The sequence below is a fragment of the Variovorax sp. J31P207 genome, from assembly GCF_030316965.1.
In the GTDB taxonomy this organism is placed as follows: Bacteria; Pseudomonadota; Gammaproteobacteria; order Burkholderiales; family Burkholderiaceae_C; genus Variovorax; species Variovorax ginsengisoli_B.
On record NZ_JASZYN010000028.1, the window covers coordinates 19786 to 34316 of the forward strand.

The following is a 14531-nucleotide window of genomic DNA, read 5'->3' on the forward strand; positions in this document are numbered from 1 at the left end:
ATGATTGACAAACTCAGCTGGATGACGATCTACCCCGAGGTAGTGCTGCTGATCATGACCTGCGTGATCGCGCTGCTCGATCTCGCCTCGACCAGCCCGCGCCGCACCGGCACCTACATCCTGACCCTGCTCACGCTCGCGATCGTCGCGGTGCTGACCGGCTTCAACGCTTCCCTGGGCAAGACCATCTACGGCTTCGGCGGCATGGTGGTGAGCGACCCGATGGGCAACTGGCTCAAGTGCTTCGCGACCCTGGCGTTGATGGTCACGCTGGTCTACGGCCGGCCCTACGCGGGCGACCGCGGCATGCTGCAGGGCGGCGAGATGTTCACGATGAGCCTGCTGGCGCTGCTGGGCATGTTCGTCATGATGTCGGGCAGCAACTTCCTGCTGATCTATCTCGGCCTCGAACTGCTGACGCTCTCCAGCTATGCGCTGGTCGCCCTGCGCCGCGACAACGCGGTCGCCAGCGAAGCGGCCATGAAGTACTTCGTGCTCGGCGCAATGGCCAGCGGCTTCCTGCTCTACGGCCTGTCGATGATGTACGGCGCCACCGGCTCGCTCGACATCAACGAGGTGTTCAAGGCGATCGCCAGCCGCCAGGTGAACCACCAGGTGCTGGTGTTCGGCCTGGTCTTCATCGTCGCCGGCCTGGCCTTCAAGGTCGGTGCCGCCCCGTTCCACATGTGGGTGCCCGACGTCTACCAGGGCGCGCCGACCTCGGTCACGCTGATGATCGGCGCCGCGCCCGAACTGGCCGCCTTCGCGATCATCATCCGCCTGCTGGTCGAAGGCCTGCTGCCGCTGGCGATCGACTGGCAGCAGATGCTGGCGCTGCTGGCCATCGCCTCGCTGCTGGTCGGCAACCTGGCGGCGATCGCCCAGACCAACCTCAAGCGCATGCTGGCCTACTCGACCATCGCGCAGATGGGCTTCATGCTGCTCGGCCTGGTGGCGGGCGTGGTCAACGGCAACACCTACAACGCCCAGTTCGCCTACAGCGCGGCGATGTTCTACATCATCACCTACGTGCTGACCACGCTGGCGAGCTTCGGCATCATCCTGCTGTTGGCGCGCGAAGGCTTCGAGAGCGAGGAGATCACCGACCTGGCCGGCCTCAACCAGCGCAGTCCGCTGTATGCCGGCGTGATGGCGATCGCCATGTTCTCGCTGGCCGGCATTCCGCCGCTGGTCGGCTTCTACGCCAAGCTGGCGGTGCTGCAGGCGCTGATCGCCTCCGGCCAGGGCATGTACATCGGCCTCGCGGTGTTCGCGGTCGTGATGTCGCTGATCGGCGCGTTCTACTACATCCGCGTGGTCAAGGTCATGTACTTCGATGCGCCGGTTACCGCGAGCACCGTCTCGGCGCCGCGCGACGTGCGCACCGTGCTGACGCTCAACGGCGCCCTGATCCTGATCCTCGGCATCCTGCCGGGCGGCCTCATGACGTTGTGCGCGAACGCGATCGTGGCCACGCTGGCCACCTGAGCGCGACGTGTCCCAGAGCGCGTCGGTCTGGATGGTGCTGGGGCTCGCGCTGCTGGCGGCCAACCTGCCGTTCCTGAACGAGCGCCTGCTCGGCCTGGTCCCGCTGGCGGCGCGCACCAAGTCGCTGGCGATCCGGCTGGCCGAACTGGTGCTGCTCTATGCCGTCGTCGGCGCCGTCGGGCTGCTGTTCGAGCGCCGGGTCGGGCAGATCGCGCCGCAGGGCTGGGAGTTCTACGCCGTCACGGCGGCGCTGTTCATCGTGCTGGCGTTCCCGGGCTTCACCTGGCGCTACCTCATGAAGCATCGCCACGCGCACGCCCACTGAATGAAATGCCCCCACGCTCATCACTTCGTGTATCGCTGCCCCCCGAGGGGGCGCTCAGCGCCCTTCGGGCGGCCGGGCGGGCGCTGCTGACATGACCGACAAGCACCTCAAGGAAGAACTTACCGCCAGCGAACAGCTGTTCAAGGGCAACTTCCTGCATGCCAAGCGCGACACGGTGCGGCTGCCGGACGGCCATACCGCGACCCGCGAGTACGTGGTGCATCCGGGCGCGGTGGTGGTGATCCCGCTGCTCGACGACGGCCGGCTGGTGCTCGAGCGCCAGTACCGATACCCGATCGGCCATGTCATGACCGAATTCCCCGCCGGCAAGCTCGATGCCGGCGAGGACCCGCTGCTGTGCGGCCAGCGCGAGCTGGTCGAGGAGACCGGCTACACGGCCCGCGAATGGGCCCGTGCCGGCGCCATGCACTTGGCGGTCGCCTATTCGACCGAGATCATCCATGTCTATTTCGCGCGCGGCCTGACGCTGGGCGACCGGCAGCTCGACCATGGCGAGTTCCTGGACGTCATCACGGCCACGCCGGAGCAGTTGCTGGACTGGTGCCGCGATGGCACGGTGTCGGACGCCAAGACGCTGACCTGCACGCTCTGGCTGCAGAACGTCCTGTCGGGCGCATGGGTGCTCGACTGGCACAGCGCGTCGTCGCCCAACGCCTGATAATCGGCGCATGAAGGTCCTCAACCTCCAGTGCGCCCATGGCCACGGCTTCGAGGGGTGGTTTGCGTCGCAGGACGCATTCGACACCCAGCTTGCCGACGGCCTGGTGGAATGCCCGATGTGCGGCAACACGGCGATCACCAAGCTGCTGGCTGCGCCGCGGCTGAACCTCGGCAATGCCCGGCCGCCGGCGGAAGCCGCGCCGGCCAAGCTGCCGGCCGCCGCCGATTCGCCCGAGGCGCGCTGGCTGCGCGCGGTGCGCGAGGTGATTTCCCAGACCGAGGACGTCGGCGAGCGTTTCGTCGACGAAGCCCGCAAGATGCACTACGGCGAAGCCGAGGAGCGCGGCATTCGCGGCCAGGCGACGCCCGAACAGGCACGCTCGCTGGCCGAAGAGGGCATTCCGGTGTTCACGCTGCCGCTGCCGGCAGCCCTCAAGGAGACGCTGCAGTAGTTGCTCGCCCCCAGGTTGCCCGGCACTTCGTGTCCGGGCGCCCACCCCCTACCGGGGGCAACACCAGCGGCCCGGCGAAGCCGGTTCCGCGGTGTTTCACCAGCGGGCCGGGCTGCGCCGGCCAAGGCCATCGGCGCTGGGTTTTTCCAAGGCTGCGCGCAGCGCGCCTGTTCGCGGGCAGTCGCGGAACCGGCTTCGCCGGGCCGCTGACTGCGCCACCGGTAGGGGGTGGGCGCCCGACACGAAGTGCGGGCAACCTGGGGGCGAGTGTCAGGTACCGAATTGCAGCGCGGCCAGCCGCGCGTAGACCCCGTTCTGCGCCACCAGCGCCGCGTGCGTTCCCTGTTCGACGATGCCGCCGTGGTCCAGCACCACGATGCGGTCGGCCTTCTGCACCGTCGCCAGGCGGTGGGCGATGACCAGAGTAGTGCGGCCCGTCATGGCCGATTCGAGGGCCGCCTGCACCATCCGTTCGCTTTCGGCGTCGAGCGCGCTGGTCGCTTCGTCGAGCAGCAGCAGCGGCGGGTTCTTGAGCATCGCGCGCGCGATCGCGATGCGCTGGCGCTGGCCGCCCGACAGCCGCACGCCGCGCTCGCCCAGGAAGGTGTCGTAGCCCTCGGGCAGGGCCCGCAGGAAGCCGTCGGCGAAGGCGGCACGGGCGGCGGCGTGGACTTCATCGACGCTGGCGTCGGGCCGGCCGTAGCGGATGTTCTCGAGCGCGCTGGCGGAGAAGATCACCGCATCCTGCGGCACCAGGCCGATGCGGGCGCGCAAGGCCTCCAGAGACAGCGCCGCCAGCGGCGTGCCGTCGAGGGTGATCCGCCCGGATTGGGGGTCGTAGTAGCGCAGCAGCAGCTGGAACACCGTGCTCTTGCCGGCGCCGCTCGATCCGACCAGCGCCACGGTTTCGCCGGGGGCGATCCGCAGGTCGAAATCGCGCAGCGCCGGGGTGCCGGGCCGGGACGGGTAGTGGAAGCCGACGCCCTCCAGCGACAAGGCGCTGCCGGCGGCCGGGACCGGCGCCTGGGCCGGCTGGGCGGGCGACACGATCACCGGCCTGGCGTGCAGCAGTTCCATCAGGCGCTCGGTGGCGCCGGCGGCCCGCAGCAGGTCGCCGTAGACCTCGCCGAGCACCGCGGCGGCACTCGCCAGGATGATTACGTAGACCACCGTCTGTCCGAGGTGGCCGGCCGTGATGTCGCCGCGCAGCACCGCCTGCGTGCCCTGGTAGAGGCCCCAGAGCAGCGCCGCCGAGGTGGCGATGATGATGAAGGCCACCAGCACCGAGCGCGCGCGCGTGCGGCGCACGGCGGTACGGAAGGCGCTGTCGGTGGAGGCGTCGAAGCGGGCCGCTTCGCGGGCCTCGGCGGTGTAACTCTGCACCACGGGAATCGCGTTCAGCACTTCGGCGGCGATCGCACTGGAATCGGCCACCCGGTCCTGGCTGGCCCGCGAGAGCTTGCGCACGCGGCGGCCGAACCACATGCTGGGCAGCACCACCAGCACCAGGATGCCCAGCACCTGGACCATCACGTAGGGATTGGTCCAGACCAGGATGGCCAGGGCGCCCACGCCCATCACCGCGTTGCGCAGCCCCATGCTGAGCGAGGAGCCGACCACGGTCTGGACCAGTGTCGTGTCGGCGGTCAGGCGCGACAGGACTTCGCCGGTCTGGGTGGTCTCGAAGAACACCGGGCTCTGGCGCAGCACATGGGCGTAGACCGCGTTGCGCAGGTCGGCCGTGACCCGCTCGCCGAGCCAGCTGACGGTGTAGAAGCGGGCCGCCGAGAACAGCCCCAGCGCCACCGCGACCGCGAACAGGGCGACGAAATGCTCGCGCAGCGCCATCGTCTGCGCGCCCTTGTCCGGGTTGACCAGGCCGCCGTCGATCAGGCTGCGCAGGGCGATCGGGAACACCAAAGTGGTCGCCGCGGCCAGGACCAGGAACACCACCGCCAGGACGATCTGGGTGCGATAGGGGCGCAGGAAGGGCGCCAGGCCCGACAAGGATTTCGGCGATCCTTTGGCGGGCGAAGGGGAAGAGGAGGCCATATCCCGAGCATTCTAGCGAACCCTTGCCCCACCAAAAGCCGCCTTGACAGTAATTGCCGAGGCAACTACTATGCGGGTATGTCCGAATCCCAGACCCCCGAAGCGCGCCCCGCGCTGCCTTCGCCCGGCGAATTGCCGGAGGTCACGGCTTTCTACAAGGCCGAGAACTACCGCGCGGAAGAAAGCATCGGCTACATGATGCGCCGCATCCTGAGCGCGGTGGCCCAGTCGGTGGAACTTCGCATGTGCGATCCCGGACCGACCTATCCGCAGTGGGTGCCGCTGCACAAGCTGCACATGGGCAAGGTCACGACGGTGGCCGAACTGGCGCGCGAATGCGAACTCGACACCGGCGCCATGACCCGCCTGCTCGACCGCCTGGAGGCCAAGGGCCTGTGCCGCCGCGTGCGCTCGGTGGCCGACCGCCGCGTGGTCCACATCGAACTCACCGACGAAGGCCGCGCGGCGGCCCGCGAGGTGCCCGAAATACTCAGCCTTGTGCAGAACGAGCACCTGGCTGGCTTCAGCAACGAGGAGTGGGAGCAGCTCAAGGGCTACCTGCGCCGGATCCTCGACAACGCACAGGCCCTGTCGGCCCGTGGGGACAAGAAAAATGACTCGACTCCTTCCTGAGCGCGCATTGCGCCGTACCAGCGCCATCGCCGCCGCCGTGCTGGCGCTGGCCGTCGCGGGCTGCGCCGACATGGGCGCCACCGCCTCGAACCCCAAGATGCAGACCGCGGAGAGCCTCGGCCTGACGGCGGCGCCCGCTGCCCAGGCCGCGCCGGCGCTCGACAGCCAGTGGTGGCTGGCCTTCGGCGATCCGCAGCTCAACGCGATGGTCGAGCAGGCGATCGCGGGCAATCCCAGCCTGCAGGTCGCCCTGGCCCGGCTGGCGCGCGCGCAGGCCCAGGTGATGTACACCGAGGCCGCCGACAAGCCGCAGCTCAACGGCGGCCTCGATCTCACGCGCCAGAAGTTCAGCGACAACTACATCTATCCGGCACCGCTGGGCGGCTCGGTTCAGGAAACCGGCAACCTCCAGCTGAGCGGCAGCTGGGAGATCGATTTCTTCGGCAAGAACCGCACCGCGCTCGACGCGGCACTGGGCACGGCGAACGCCGCCGCCGCCGAAGCCGATGCGGCCCGGGTGCTGCTCTCCAGCAACGTCGCGCGCAGCTACGTGCAATGGGCGCGGCTGAACGACCGGATGGTGGTCGCCCAGCGCGCGCTGGCGCAGCGCGAAGAACTGCTCAAGCTGGTGCGCGACCGCGTGTCGGCCGGGCTCGACACGCGGCTGCAGCTGAAGCAGAGCGAGAGCAGCGTGCCCGAAGCACGCCAGCAGATCGAAGCCCTGAACGAGCAGATCGCGATCGCGCAGCACGCGCTCGACGCGCTGGTGGCCAAGCCCGGGGCCACCCAGGCGCTGACACCGCCGCGCCTCGGCAATTTCAAGAACCTGGGGCTGCAGCAGAGCATTCCGGCCGATCTGCTGGGCCGGCGCGCCGACATCGCCGCCGCGCGCTGGCGCGTCGAAGCCGCGACCAGCGACGTCGCCAACGCCAAGACCCAGTTCTATCCGAACGTCAACCTGATCGCCTTCGCCGGCTTCCAGAGCATCGGCTTCGACAGCCTGCTGAAGTCGGGCAGCCAGCAGTGGGGCGTGGGCCCCGCGATCCGGCTGCCGATCTTCGAAGGCGGCCGCCTGCGCGCCAACCTGCGCGGCAAGTCGGCCGACCTCGACGCCGCGATCGACAGCTACAACGGCACTGTCATCGATGCGGTGCGCGATGTCGCCGACCAGCTCTCGAGCGTGCTTTACGTGGCGCGCCAGCAAGTCCAGCAGAAAGAGGCGCAGGACGCGGCCGAGGCGGCCTACGACATCGGCCTGCAGCGCTACAGCGCCGGACTCGGCAACTACCTGGACGTGCTGACGGCCGAAGTCACCGTGCTGGCGCAGCGCCGCGACGGCGTCGACCTCGCTGCCCGTGCGCTCGAGAACCAGGTCGGCCTGGCGCGCGCCCTGGGTGGCGGCTGGCAGCCGTCGGACACCACCACAGCCGCCGCCGCGCCCGCGCCCCGGCACCCCTGAACACTCCCGAACGAACGCTCCGAATCCGAAAGACACTGTCATGGAAAACAGCAACAACACCCCGAACGCTGCGTCTGCCGAACCCGTGGCCCAGGCCCCTGCCGTGAGCAACAAGCGCCGCCGCGCGCTGACCACGCTGGCCGCCGTCGTGGTCGTGGCCGGTGCCGCCTGGGGCGGCTACGAATGGCTGGTCGCGAGCCACTACGAATCGACCGACAACGCCTACGTTCAGGGCAACGTGATCCAGATCACGCCGCAGATCAGCGGCACCGTGATGGCGATCATGGCCGACGACACCGACCTGGTGAAGGCCGGCCAGCCGCTGGTGCAGCTCGACCCGTCGGACGCCAAGGTGGCGTTCGAGCAGGCCGAGGCGGCGCTGGCCCAGGCGGTGCGCCAGGCGCGCACCCTGTATGGCAACAACGCGTCGCTGGCGGCCCAGGTCACGCTGCGCCAGGCCGACATCGCGCGCGCGCAGAGCGACATCGCCCGCGCCCAGGACGACCTCAAGCGCCGCCAGGCCCTGGCCGGCAACGGGGCGGTGTCGAAGGAAGAACTGAACCACTCCGAGACCGCGCTGGCCAACGCCAAGAGCCAGCTGGCGTCGGCCCAGGCCGCGGTGCTGTCGGCGCGCGAGCAGCTGACCACCAACCAGTCGCTGACCGACGGCACGCCGGTGGAGCGCCATCCGAGCGTGCTCGCGGCGGCGGCCAAGGTGCGCGAGGCCTACCTGGCCACCCAGCGCGTCGCGATGCCGGCGCCGGTCGAAGGCTATGTCGCCAAGCGCACCGTGCAGCTCGGCCAGCGCGTGGCCGCGGGCACGCCGATGATGTCGATCGTGCCGCTGAACCAGGTCTGGGTCGATGCCAACTTCAAGGAAGTGCAGCTGCGCAACATTCGCATCGACCAGCCCGTGAAGCTCACGGCCGACCTGTACGGCAAGAAGGTCGAGTACGACGGCCGCGTGGCCGGCCTCGGCGTCGGCACCGGTTCGGCCTTCGCGCTGCTGCCGGCGCAGAACGCCACCGGCAACTGGATCAAGGTGGTGCAGCGGGTGCCGGTGCGCATCGCGCTCGATCCCGAGCAGCTCAAGGCCAATCCGCTGCGGGTCGGCCTGTCGATGGACGCCGAGATCGACGTCTCGAAGAAGGACGGCAAGTCGCTGGCCGATGCGCCGCGCGGCAGCGCCCTGATCCAGACCCAGGTCTACAGCCAGCTCGACAGCGGTGCCGACGCCGTGGTCCAGCGCATCATCGGCGCCAACCTCGGCCATGAGCCGGCGCCCAAGCCGCCGGCGGCCAGCAGCCTGCCGGTGTCGCCGATCTCCTCGCAGGCTCATCCGGGCTGATCGGGCGACCGCGCGCGATGTCGAACGCCACCGCTTCCACGCCGGTCCAGCCGCTCGAGGGCTCCGCCCGCGTCTGGGGAACCATCGCGCTCTCGGCCGCGACCTTCATGAACGTGCTCGACACGTCGATCGCCAACGTGTCGCTGCCGGCCATCGCCGGCGACCTCGGCGTCAGCTCGACGCAGGGCACCTGGGTCATCACCAGTTTCGCGGTGGCCAACGCCATCGCGGTGCCGCTCACGGGCTGGCTCACGCAGCGCTTCGGCCAGGTGCGCCTGTTCATGGCGAGCGTGCTGCTGTTCATCATCAGCTCCTGGCTCTGCGGCCTGGCGCCCAACATGACGATGCTGATCGCCTTCCGGGCGCTGCAGGGTTTCGTCGCCGGGCCGATGATCCCGCTGTCGCAGACGCTGCTGCTGTCGAGCTATCCGCGGGCCAAGGCCGGACTGGCAATGGCGATGTGGTCGATGACCACGCTGGTCGCACCGGTGATGGGGCCGCTGCTCGGCGGCTGGATCACCGACAACATCTCCTGGCCCTGGATCTTCTACATCAACATTCCGGTCGGGCTGGCGGCCGCGGGCATCACCTGGGCCATCTACCGCAAGCGCGAGAGCGCCACGCGCAAGGTGCCGATCGACGGCATCGGGCTGGCATTGCTGGTGGTCTGGGTCGGCGCGATGCAGCTGATGCTCGACAAGGGCAAGGAGCTCGACTGGTTCCACTCGGCCGTGATCCTGACCTTGGCCGTCGTCGCCCTGGTCGGCTTCGCGTTCTTCCTGATCTGGGAGCTGACCGACAAGCACCCGGTGGTCGACCTGTCGCTGTTCAAGCGCCGCAACTTCTGGTCGGGCGCCTTCGCGACGGCGGTGGCCTATGGCCTCTTCTTCGGCAACGTGGTGATCCTGCCGCTGTGGCTGCAGCAGTACATGGGCTACACGGCGACGCAGGCCGGCATGATCATGGCGCCGGTGGGCATGCTGGCGATCATCTTCTCGCCGATCGTCGGGCTCACGGTCGGCAAGGTCGACCCGCGCCGCTACGCGACCTTCTCGTTCCTGGTGTTCGCGCTGGTGCTGTGGATGCGCTCGAACTTCAACACCCAGGCCGACTTCTGGACCATCATGATCCCGACCATCATCCAGGGCGTGGCGATGGCGTTCTTCTTCATCCCGCTGGTGACCATCACCTTGTCGGGCCTGCCGCCCGACCGCATTCCCGCGGCCTCCGGCCTGTCGAACTTCCTGCGCATCACCGCGGGCGCGATTGGCACCTCGGCCGCGACCACGCTGTGGGAGAACCGGGCCGCGCTGCACCACGCGCAGCTGGTGGAGTCGGTCAACACCGGCAGCTCCGCCGCCAACAGCGCGATCGCCAACTTCGGCGCCAGCGGATTCAGTGCCGACCAGGTGCTGGGGCAGATCAATCGCCTGGTCGACCAGCAGTCCTTCATGCTGGCTTCGAACGACGTGTTCTACGGCTCGGCGATGCTGTTCCTGTTCCTGATCCCGCTGGTCTGGCTCGCCAAGCCGGCGAAGGGAACCGGCGCGTCGGACGCGGCGGCAGGCGCCCACTGATTCCGGGCCGGCGCGGCCCGGCCTCAGGTTGCGTTGCAGCATAGGCATTTGCCCCAGTAGGCAAGTTTTGCCGCCGCTGCAAACAATGCGGTCCGCGCAGCCATGGTGGTGCGCTCAGATGGACCGCATGACCGATTTTTTCTGCCAGCCAACGGGTGACCGCGCGAGATGAGCGACATCATTCTCGAGACACGCCAGCTCACCAAGGAATTCAAGGGTTTCACCGCGGTCAGCAAGGTCGACCTCCGGGTCGTGCGGGGCTCGATCCACGCGTTGATCGGCCCCAACGGCGCCGGCAAGACCACCTGCTTCAACCTGCTCACCAAGTTCCTGGAGCCGACCTCCGGCACCATCCTGTTCAACGGCCAGGACATCACCAGCGAGCGCCCGGCGCAGATCGCGCGGCGCGGCATCATCCGGTCGTTCCAGATCTCGGCTGTGTTCCCGCACCTGACCTTGCTCGAGAACGTGCGTCTCGGGCTGCAGCGCGCGCTGGGCACCTCCTACCATTTCTGGAAGAGCGAGAAGTCGCTCAAGCCGCTCGATGCCCGGGCCCGCGTGCTGCTGGCCGAAGTCGGCCTCGAGGACCTGGCCGACGAGCTGACCGTGAACCTTCCCTATGGCCGCAAGCGCGCGCTCGAGATCGCGACCACGCTGGCGATGGAGCCCGAACTGATGCTGCTCGACGAACCCACCCAGGGCATGGGCCACGAGGACGTGCACCGGGTCGCCGAGCTCATCAAGCGGGTGTCGGCCGGCCGCACCATCCTGATGGTGGAGCACAACATGAGCGTGGTCTCGACCATCGCCGACACGATCACGGTGCTGCAGCGCGGCGCCGTGCTGGCCGAGGGGCCGTACGCCGAGGTGTCGCGCAACCCGCAGGTGATGGAAGCCTACATGGGCACCACCGACGGCCAACTGCAGGGAGCCCATTGATGGCAGTCCCCGCACTCGAAATCAAGGACCTGCAGGCCTGGTACGGTGAATCGCACGTTCTGCACGGCGTCGACATGGTGGTGCAGCCCGGCGAGGTGGTCACGCTGCTGGGCCGCAACGGTGCAGGCCGCACCACCACGATGCGCGCCGTGCTCGGCCTCACCGGCGCGCGCAAGGGCAGCATCAAGGTCAACGGCACCGAGACGATCCACATGCCGACGCACCGCATCGCGCACCAGGGCATCGGCTATTGCCCCGAGGAGCGCGGCATCTTCGCGAGCCTGTCGTGCGAAGAGAACCTGCTCTTGCCGCCGGTGCTCAAGAGCGCCGACAAGGGCATGTCGGTCGACGAGATCTACGCCATGTTCCCGAACCTGGCGGAGCGCCGCCACAGCCAGGGCACGCGGCTCTCGGGCGGCGAGCAGCAGATGCTGGCGGTGGCGCGCATCCTGCGCACCGGCGCCCGGCTGCTGTTGCTCGACGAGATCTCCGAAGGCCTGGCGCCGGTGATCGTGCAGGCGCTGGCCCGCATGATCCACACGCTGCGCGGCAAGGGCTACACGGTGGTCATGGTCGAGCAGAACTTCCGCTTCGCCGCGCCGCTGGCCGACCGCTTCTACGTGATGGAGCACGGACGGATCGTCGAGAAGTTCGGCGCCGCCGAGCTCGAAGCCAAGATGCCGGTGCTCAACGAGCTGCTCGGCGTCTGATCCCACTTTCTTTCTCAACCTGTTGATTGAACGGAGAACTCTCATGAAGAACCAGTTCAGCGCCATGACCCTGGCCGTCGCCGCGACCGCGCTCGCCTGCGGCGCCGCCCAGGCCCAGGAAAAGGTCAAGATCGGCTTCGTCACCGACATGTCGAGCCTCTATGCCGACGTCGAGGGCAAGAACGGCGCGCTCGCCATCCAGATGGCGATCGACGATTTCGGCGGCAAGGTGCTGGGCCAGCCGATCGAGCTGCTCACCGCCGACCACCAGAACAAGGCGGACATCGCGGCCTCGAAGGCGCGCGAGTGGATCGACACCAACGGCGTGACCATGGTCTTCGGCGGCACCAATTCCGGCACCGCGCTGGCCACGGCCAAGGTGGCGCAGGAAAAGAAGCGGGTCTACTTCAACAACGGCGCCGCCACCTCGGCGCTCACCAACGAGCAGTGCAGCCCCTACACGGTGCACTACGCCTACGACACGGTGGCACTGGCCAAGGGCACCGGCGGTGCGGTGGTCGAGCGGGGCGGCAAGAGCTGGTTCTTCCTGACTGCCGACTACGCCTTCGGCCATGCGCTCGAAGCCGACACCACGGCGGTGGTCAAGGCCAAGGGCGGCACCGTGGTGGGCGCGGTGCGGGCGCCGCTCAATGCCTCGGACTTCTCGTCCTTCCTGCTGCAGGCGCAGAACTCGAAGGCGCAGATCCTGGGGCTGGCCAATGCCGGCGGCGACACCATCAACTCGATCAAGGCGGCGAAGGAATTCGGCATCGGCAAGACCATGAAGACGGCGGGCCTGCTGATCTTCCTGAGCGACATCCACAGCCTGGGCCTGAAGAACACCGAAGGCCTGCTCCACACCACCAGCTGGTACTGGGACCTGAACGACGACACGCGCAAGTTCTCGAAGCGCTTCTTCGACAAGACCAAGCGCATGCCGACCGACATCCAGGCCGCCGACTACTCGGCCACCATGACCTACCTGAAGGCCGTGCAGGCCGCCAAGACCGTCGACGCCGACAAGGTGATGGCCGAACTGAAGAAGACGCCGATCAACGACTTCTACGCCAAGGGCGTGATCCGCGCCGACGGCCGCATGGTGCACGACATGTACCTGGTCGAGGTCAAGTCGCCGGCCGACTCGAAGCAGCCTTGGGACTACCTCAAGGTCAACGCCAAGCTGCCGGGCGACCAGGTCTTCACGACCCAGGCCGACTCCAAGTGCGCGCTCTGGAAATGACGCGCCGACTCCCCGATTTCTCTCACCCATCTCTCTCTGAATCGACCATGAAGAACACAATCGCGCTTTCTGCTGTCTCCCTTGCCATCGCCCTCGCGACCGGCGCTGTTCAAGCACAGGAGAAAGTGAAGATCGGCTTTATCACCGACATGTCCAGCCTGTACGCCGACGTCGAAGGCAAGGGCGGCGCGACCGCGATCCAGATGGCGATCGACGACTTCGGTGGCAAGGTCAATGGCCTGCCGATCGAGCTGGTCACGGCCGACCACCAGAACAAGGCCGACATCGCCGCCTCGAAGGCGCGCGAATGGATCGACACCGACAACCTGACGATGCTGTTCGGCGGCACCAATTCGGGCACCGGCCTGGCGATGGCGAAGGTGGCACAGGAGAAGAAGCGGGTCTTCATGGTCAACGGTGCCGGCTCTTCGGCGCTCACCAACGAGCAGTGCAGCCCGTACACGGTGCACTATGCCTACGACACCGTGGCGCTGGCCAAGGGCACGGGCGGCGCGGTGGTCGCGAACGGCGGCAAGAGCTGGTTCTTCCTGACCGCCGACTACGCCTTCGGCGCTGCGCTGGAGTCCGACACGGCCAAGGTCGTGAAGGAGAAGGGCGGCACGGTGGTCGGCGGCGTCAAGCACCCGCTCAACGCCTCCGATTTCTCGTCCTTCCTGCTGCAGGCGCAGAACTCGAAGGCCCAGATCCTGGGCCTGGCCAATGCCGGCGGCGACACCATCAACGCGATCAAGGCGGCGAAGGAATTCGGCATCAACAAGTCGATGAAGATGGCCGGCCTGCTGGTCTTCATCACCGACATCCACAGCCTGGGCCTGAAGAACACCGAAGGCCTGCTGTTGACCACCAGCTGGGACTGGAACCTCAACCAGGAAACCCGCGCCTTCGGCAAGAAGTTCTTCGACAAGACCAAGCGCATGCCGACCGACATCCAGGCCGCCGACTACTCGGCCACGACGACCTACCTGAAGGCGGTGCAGGCAGCCAAGAGCACCGACGCCGACAAGGTGATGGCCGAGCTCAAGAAGATGCCGATCAACGACTTCTACGCCAAGGGCGTGATCCGCGCCGACGGCCGGATGGTGCACGACATGTACCTGGTGCAGGTCAAGTCGCCGAGCGAGTCGACGCAGCCGTGGGACTACTACAAGGTGGTCGCGAAGCTGCCGGGCGAAGAGGTCTTCACGACCAAGGCCGAAAGCAAGTGCGCCATCTGGAAATAAGCTGACCTCCTGACCTTTTCATCGCGATCCCTTCCGTCATGCAAATATCACTGCCTGCCTTGTTGAGCCAGCTCCTTCTGGGGCTGGTCAACGGGTCGTTCTACGCGATCCTGAGCCTCGGGCTCGCAGTGATCTTCGGCCTGCTCAACGTCATCAACTTCGCGCACGGTGCGCTGTTCATGCTGGGCGCGGTGCTGACCTGGATGGCGATGAACTATTTCGACGTCAACTACTGGGTCATGCTGGCGGTGGCGCCGGTCATCGTCGGGCTGTTCGGCATCGTCATCGAGCGGCTGCTGCTGCGCTGGATCTACAAGCTCGACCACCTCTATGGCCTCTTGCTGACGCTCGGCCTCACGCTGCTGATCGAAGGCGTGTTCCGCTCG

Annotated in this window: 14 protein-coding genes; 13 read left to right on the forward strand and 1 reads right to left on the reverse strand. The window is 67.7% G+C overall.

Features of this window, described 5'->3' with window-relative positions; all coding sequences use genetic code 11:
• From nuoN to QTI68_RS39510, 4 genes are all read left to right on the forward strand, one after another.
• A complete protein-coding gene (gene nuoN, locus QTI68_RS39495; protein WP_286529797.1) occupies nt 1–1488 on the forward strand; it encodes an NADH-quinone oxidoreductase subunit NuoN in 1488 nt (495 codons plus the stop codon).
• 7 nt (nt 1489–1495) lie between these two features.
• Nucleotides 1496–1813 carry a DUF2818 family protein gene (locus tag QTI68_RS39500; RefSeq protein ID WP_286529799.1) on the forward strand — a complete coding sequence of 106 codons (318 nt, stop codon included), beginning with the start codon at nt 1496–1498 and terminating at the stop codon, nt 1811–1813.
• A 91-nt stretch (nt 1814–1904) separates the two neighbouring features.
• Complete coding sequence (locus tag QTI68_RS39505; protein ID WP_286529801.1) at nt 1905–2492, forward strand: NUDIX domain-containing protein; 588 nt, start codon at nt 1905–1907, stop codon at nt 2490–2492.
• Between the two features lie 10 nt (nt 2493–2502).
• Nucleotides 2503–2946: a DUF1178 family protein gene (locus QTI68_RS39510; RefSeq protein WP_286529803.1), complete on the forward strand. Its 444-nt coding sequence runs from the start codon at nt 2503–2505 to the stop codon at nt 2944–2946.
• A 270-nt stretch (nt 2947–3216) separates the two neighbouring features.
• On the opposite strand, the gene QTI68_RS39515 is transcribed toward QTI68_RS39510, so the two are convergent.
• Nucleotides 3217–4998 carry an ABC transporter transmembrane domain-containing protein gene (locus QTI68_RS39515; protein WP_286529804.1) on the reverse strand — a complete coding sequence of 594 codons (1782 nt, stop codon included), beginning with the start codon at nt 4996–4998 and terminating at the stop codon, nt 3217–3219.
• Nucleotides 4999–5076: 78 nt separating this feature from the next.
• Between QTI68_RS39515 and QTI68_RS39520 the strand changes: the two genes are divergently transcribed.
• The 9 genes from QTI68_RS39520 to QTI68_RS39560 form a co-directional block, all read left to right on the forward strand.
• Nucleotides 5077–5631: a MarR family winged helix-turn-helix transcriptional regulator gene (locus tag QTI68_RS39520; RefSeq protein ID WP_286529806.1), complete on the forward strand. Its 555-nt coding sequence runs from the start codon at nt 5077–5079 to the stop codon at nt 5629–5631.
• A complete protein-coding gene (locus tag QTI68_RS39525) occupies nt 5612–7090 on the forward strand; it encodes an efflux transporter outer membrane subunit (protein ID WP_286529807.1) in 1479 nt (492 codons plus the stop codon). The genes QTI68_RS39520 and QTI68_RS39525 overlap by 20 nt, the downstream gene beginning before the upstream one ends.
• A 40-nt stretch (nt 7091–7130) precedes the next feature.
• A complete protein-coding gene (locus QTI68_RS39530; protein WP_286529809.1) occupies nt 7131–8438 on the forward strand; it encodes an HlyD family secretion protein in 1308 nt (435 codons plus the stop codon).
• Between the two features lie 17 nt (nt 8439–8455).
• Nucleotides 8456–10015, forward strand: a complete 1560-nt coding sequence (locus QTI68_RS39535; RefSeq protein ID WP_286529811.1) for a DHA2 family efflux MFS transporter permease subunit — start codon at nt 8456–8458, stop codon at nt 10013–10015.
• Nucleotides 10016–10183: 168 nt separating this feature from the next.
• Nucleotides 10184–10954, forward strand: coding sequence for an ABC transporter ATP-binding protein (locus tag QTI68_RS39540; RefSeq protein ID WP_286529812.1), 771 nt, complete (start codon nt 10184–10186; stop codon nt 10952–10954).
• Nucleotides 10954–11664, forward strand: coding sequence for an ABC transporter ATP-binding protein (locus QTI68_RS39545; protein ID WP_286529814.1), 711 nt, complete (start codon nt 10954–10956; stop codon nt 11662–11664). Before QTI68_RS39540 ends, QTI68_RS39545 begins: the two co-directional genes overlap by 1 nt.
• Nucleotides 11665–11707: 43 nt before the next feature.
• Nucleotides 11708–12904, forward strand: coding sequence for an ABC transporter substrate-binding protein (locus QTI68_RS39550; protein ID WP_286529816.1), 1197 nt, complete (start codon nt 11708–11710; stop codon nt 12902–12904).
• Between the two features lie 47 nt (nt 12905–12951).
• A complete protein-coding gene (locus QTI68_RS39555) occupies nt 12952–14145 on the forward strand; it encodes an ABC transporter substrate-binding protein (protein WP_286529818.1) in 1194 nt (397 codons plus the stop codon).
• Nucleotides 14146–14183: 38 nt separating this feature from the next.
• Nucleotides 14184–14531, forward strand: a 348-nt coding sequence (locus QTI68_RS39560) for an ABC transporter permease subunit (RefSeq protein WP_503011811.1), incomplete at its 3' end; no start/stop codon positions are given.

What these genes read in the sequence shown, in the direction of transcription:
- nuoN (WP_286529797.1), top strand. Translation starts at nt 1, where the DNA reads ATGATTGACAAACTCAGCTGGATGACGATCTACCCCGAGGTAGTGCTG.
- QTI68_RS39505 (WP_286529801.1), top strand. Translation starts at nt 1,905, where the DNA reads ATGACCGACAAGCACCTCAAGGAAGAACTTACCGCCAGCGAACAGCTG.
- QTI68_RS39510 (WP_286529803.1), top strand. Translation starts at nt 2,503, where the DNA reads ATGAAGGTCCTCAACCTCCAGTGCGCCCATGGCCACGGCTTCGAGGGG.
- QTI68_RS39515 (WP_286529804.1), bottom strand. Translation starts at nt 4,998, where the DNA reads ATGGCCTCCTCTTCCCCTTCGCCCGCCAAAGGATCGCCGAAATCCTTG.
- QTI68_RS39520 (WP_286529806.1), top strand. Translation starts at nt 5,077, where the DNA reads ATGTCCGAATCCCAGACCCCCGAAGCGCGCCCCGCGCTGCCTTCGCCC.
- QTI68_RS39525 (WP_286529807.1), top strand. Translation starts at nt 5,612, where the DNA reads ATGACTCGACTCCTTCCTGAGCGCGCATTGCGCCGTACCAGCGCCATC.
- QTI68_RS39530 (WP_286529809.1), top strand. Translation starts at nt 7,131, where the DNA reads ATGGAAAACAGCAACAACACCCCGAACGCTGCGTCTGCCGAACCCGTG.
- QTI68_RS39535 (WP_286529811.1), top strand. Translation starts at nt 8,456, where the DNA reads ATGTCGAACGCCACCGCTTCCACGCCGGTCCAGCCGCTCGAGGGCTCC.
- QTI68_RS39540 (WP_286529812.1), top strand. Translation starts at nt 10,184, where the DNA reads ATGAGCGACATCATTCTCGAGACACGCCAGCTCACCAAGGAATTCAAG.
- QTI68_RS39545 (WP_286529814.1), top strand. Translation starts at nt 10,954, where the DNA reads ATGGCAGTCCCCGCACTCGAAATCAAGGACCTGCAGGCCTGGTACGGT.
- QTI68_RS39550 (WP_286529816.1), top strand. Translation starts at nt 11,708, where the DNA reads ATGAAGAACCAGTTCAGCGCCATGACCCTGGCCGTCGCCGCGACCGCG.
- QTI68_RS39555 (WP_286529818.1), top strand. Translation starts at nt 12,952, where the DNA reads ATGAAGAACACAATCGCGCTTTCTGCTGTCTCCCTTGCCATCGCCCTC.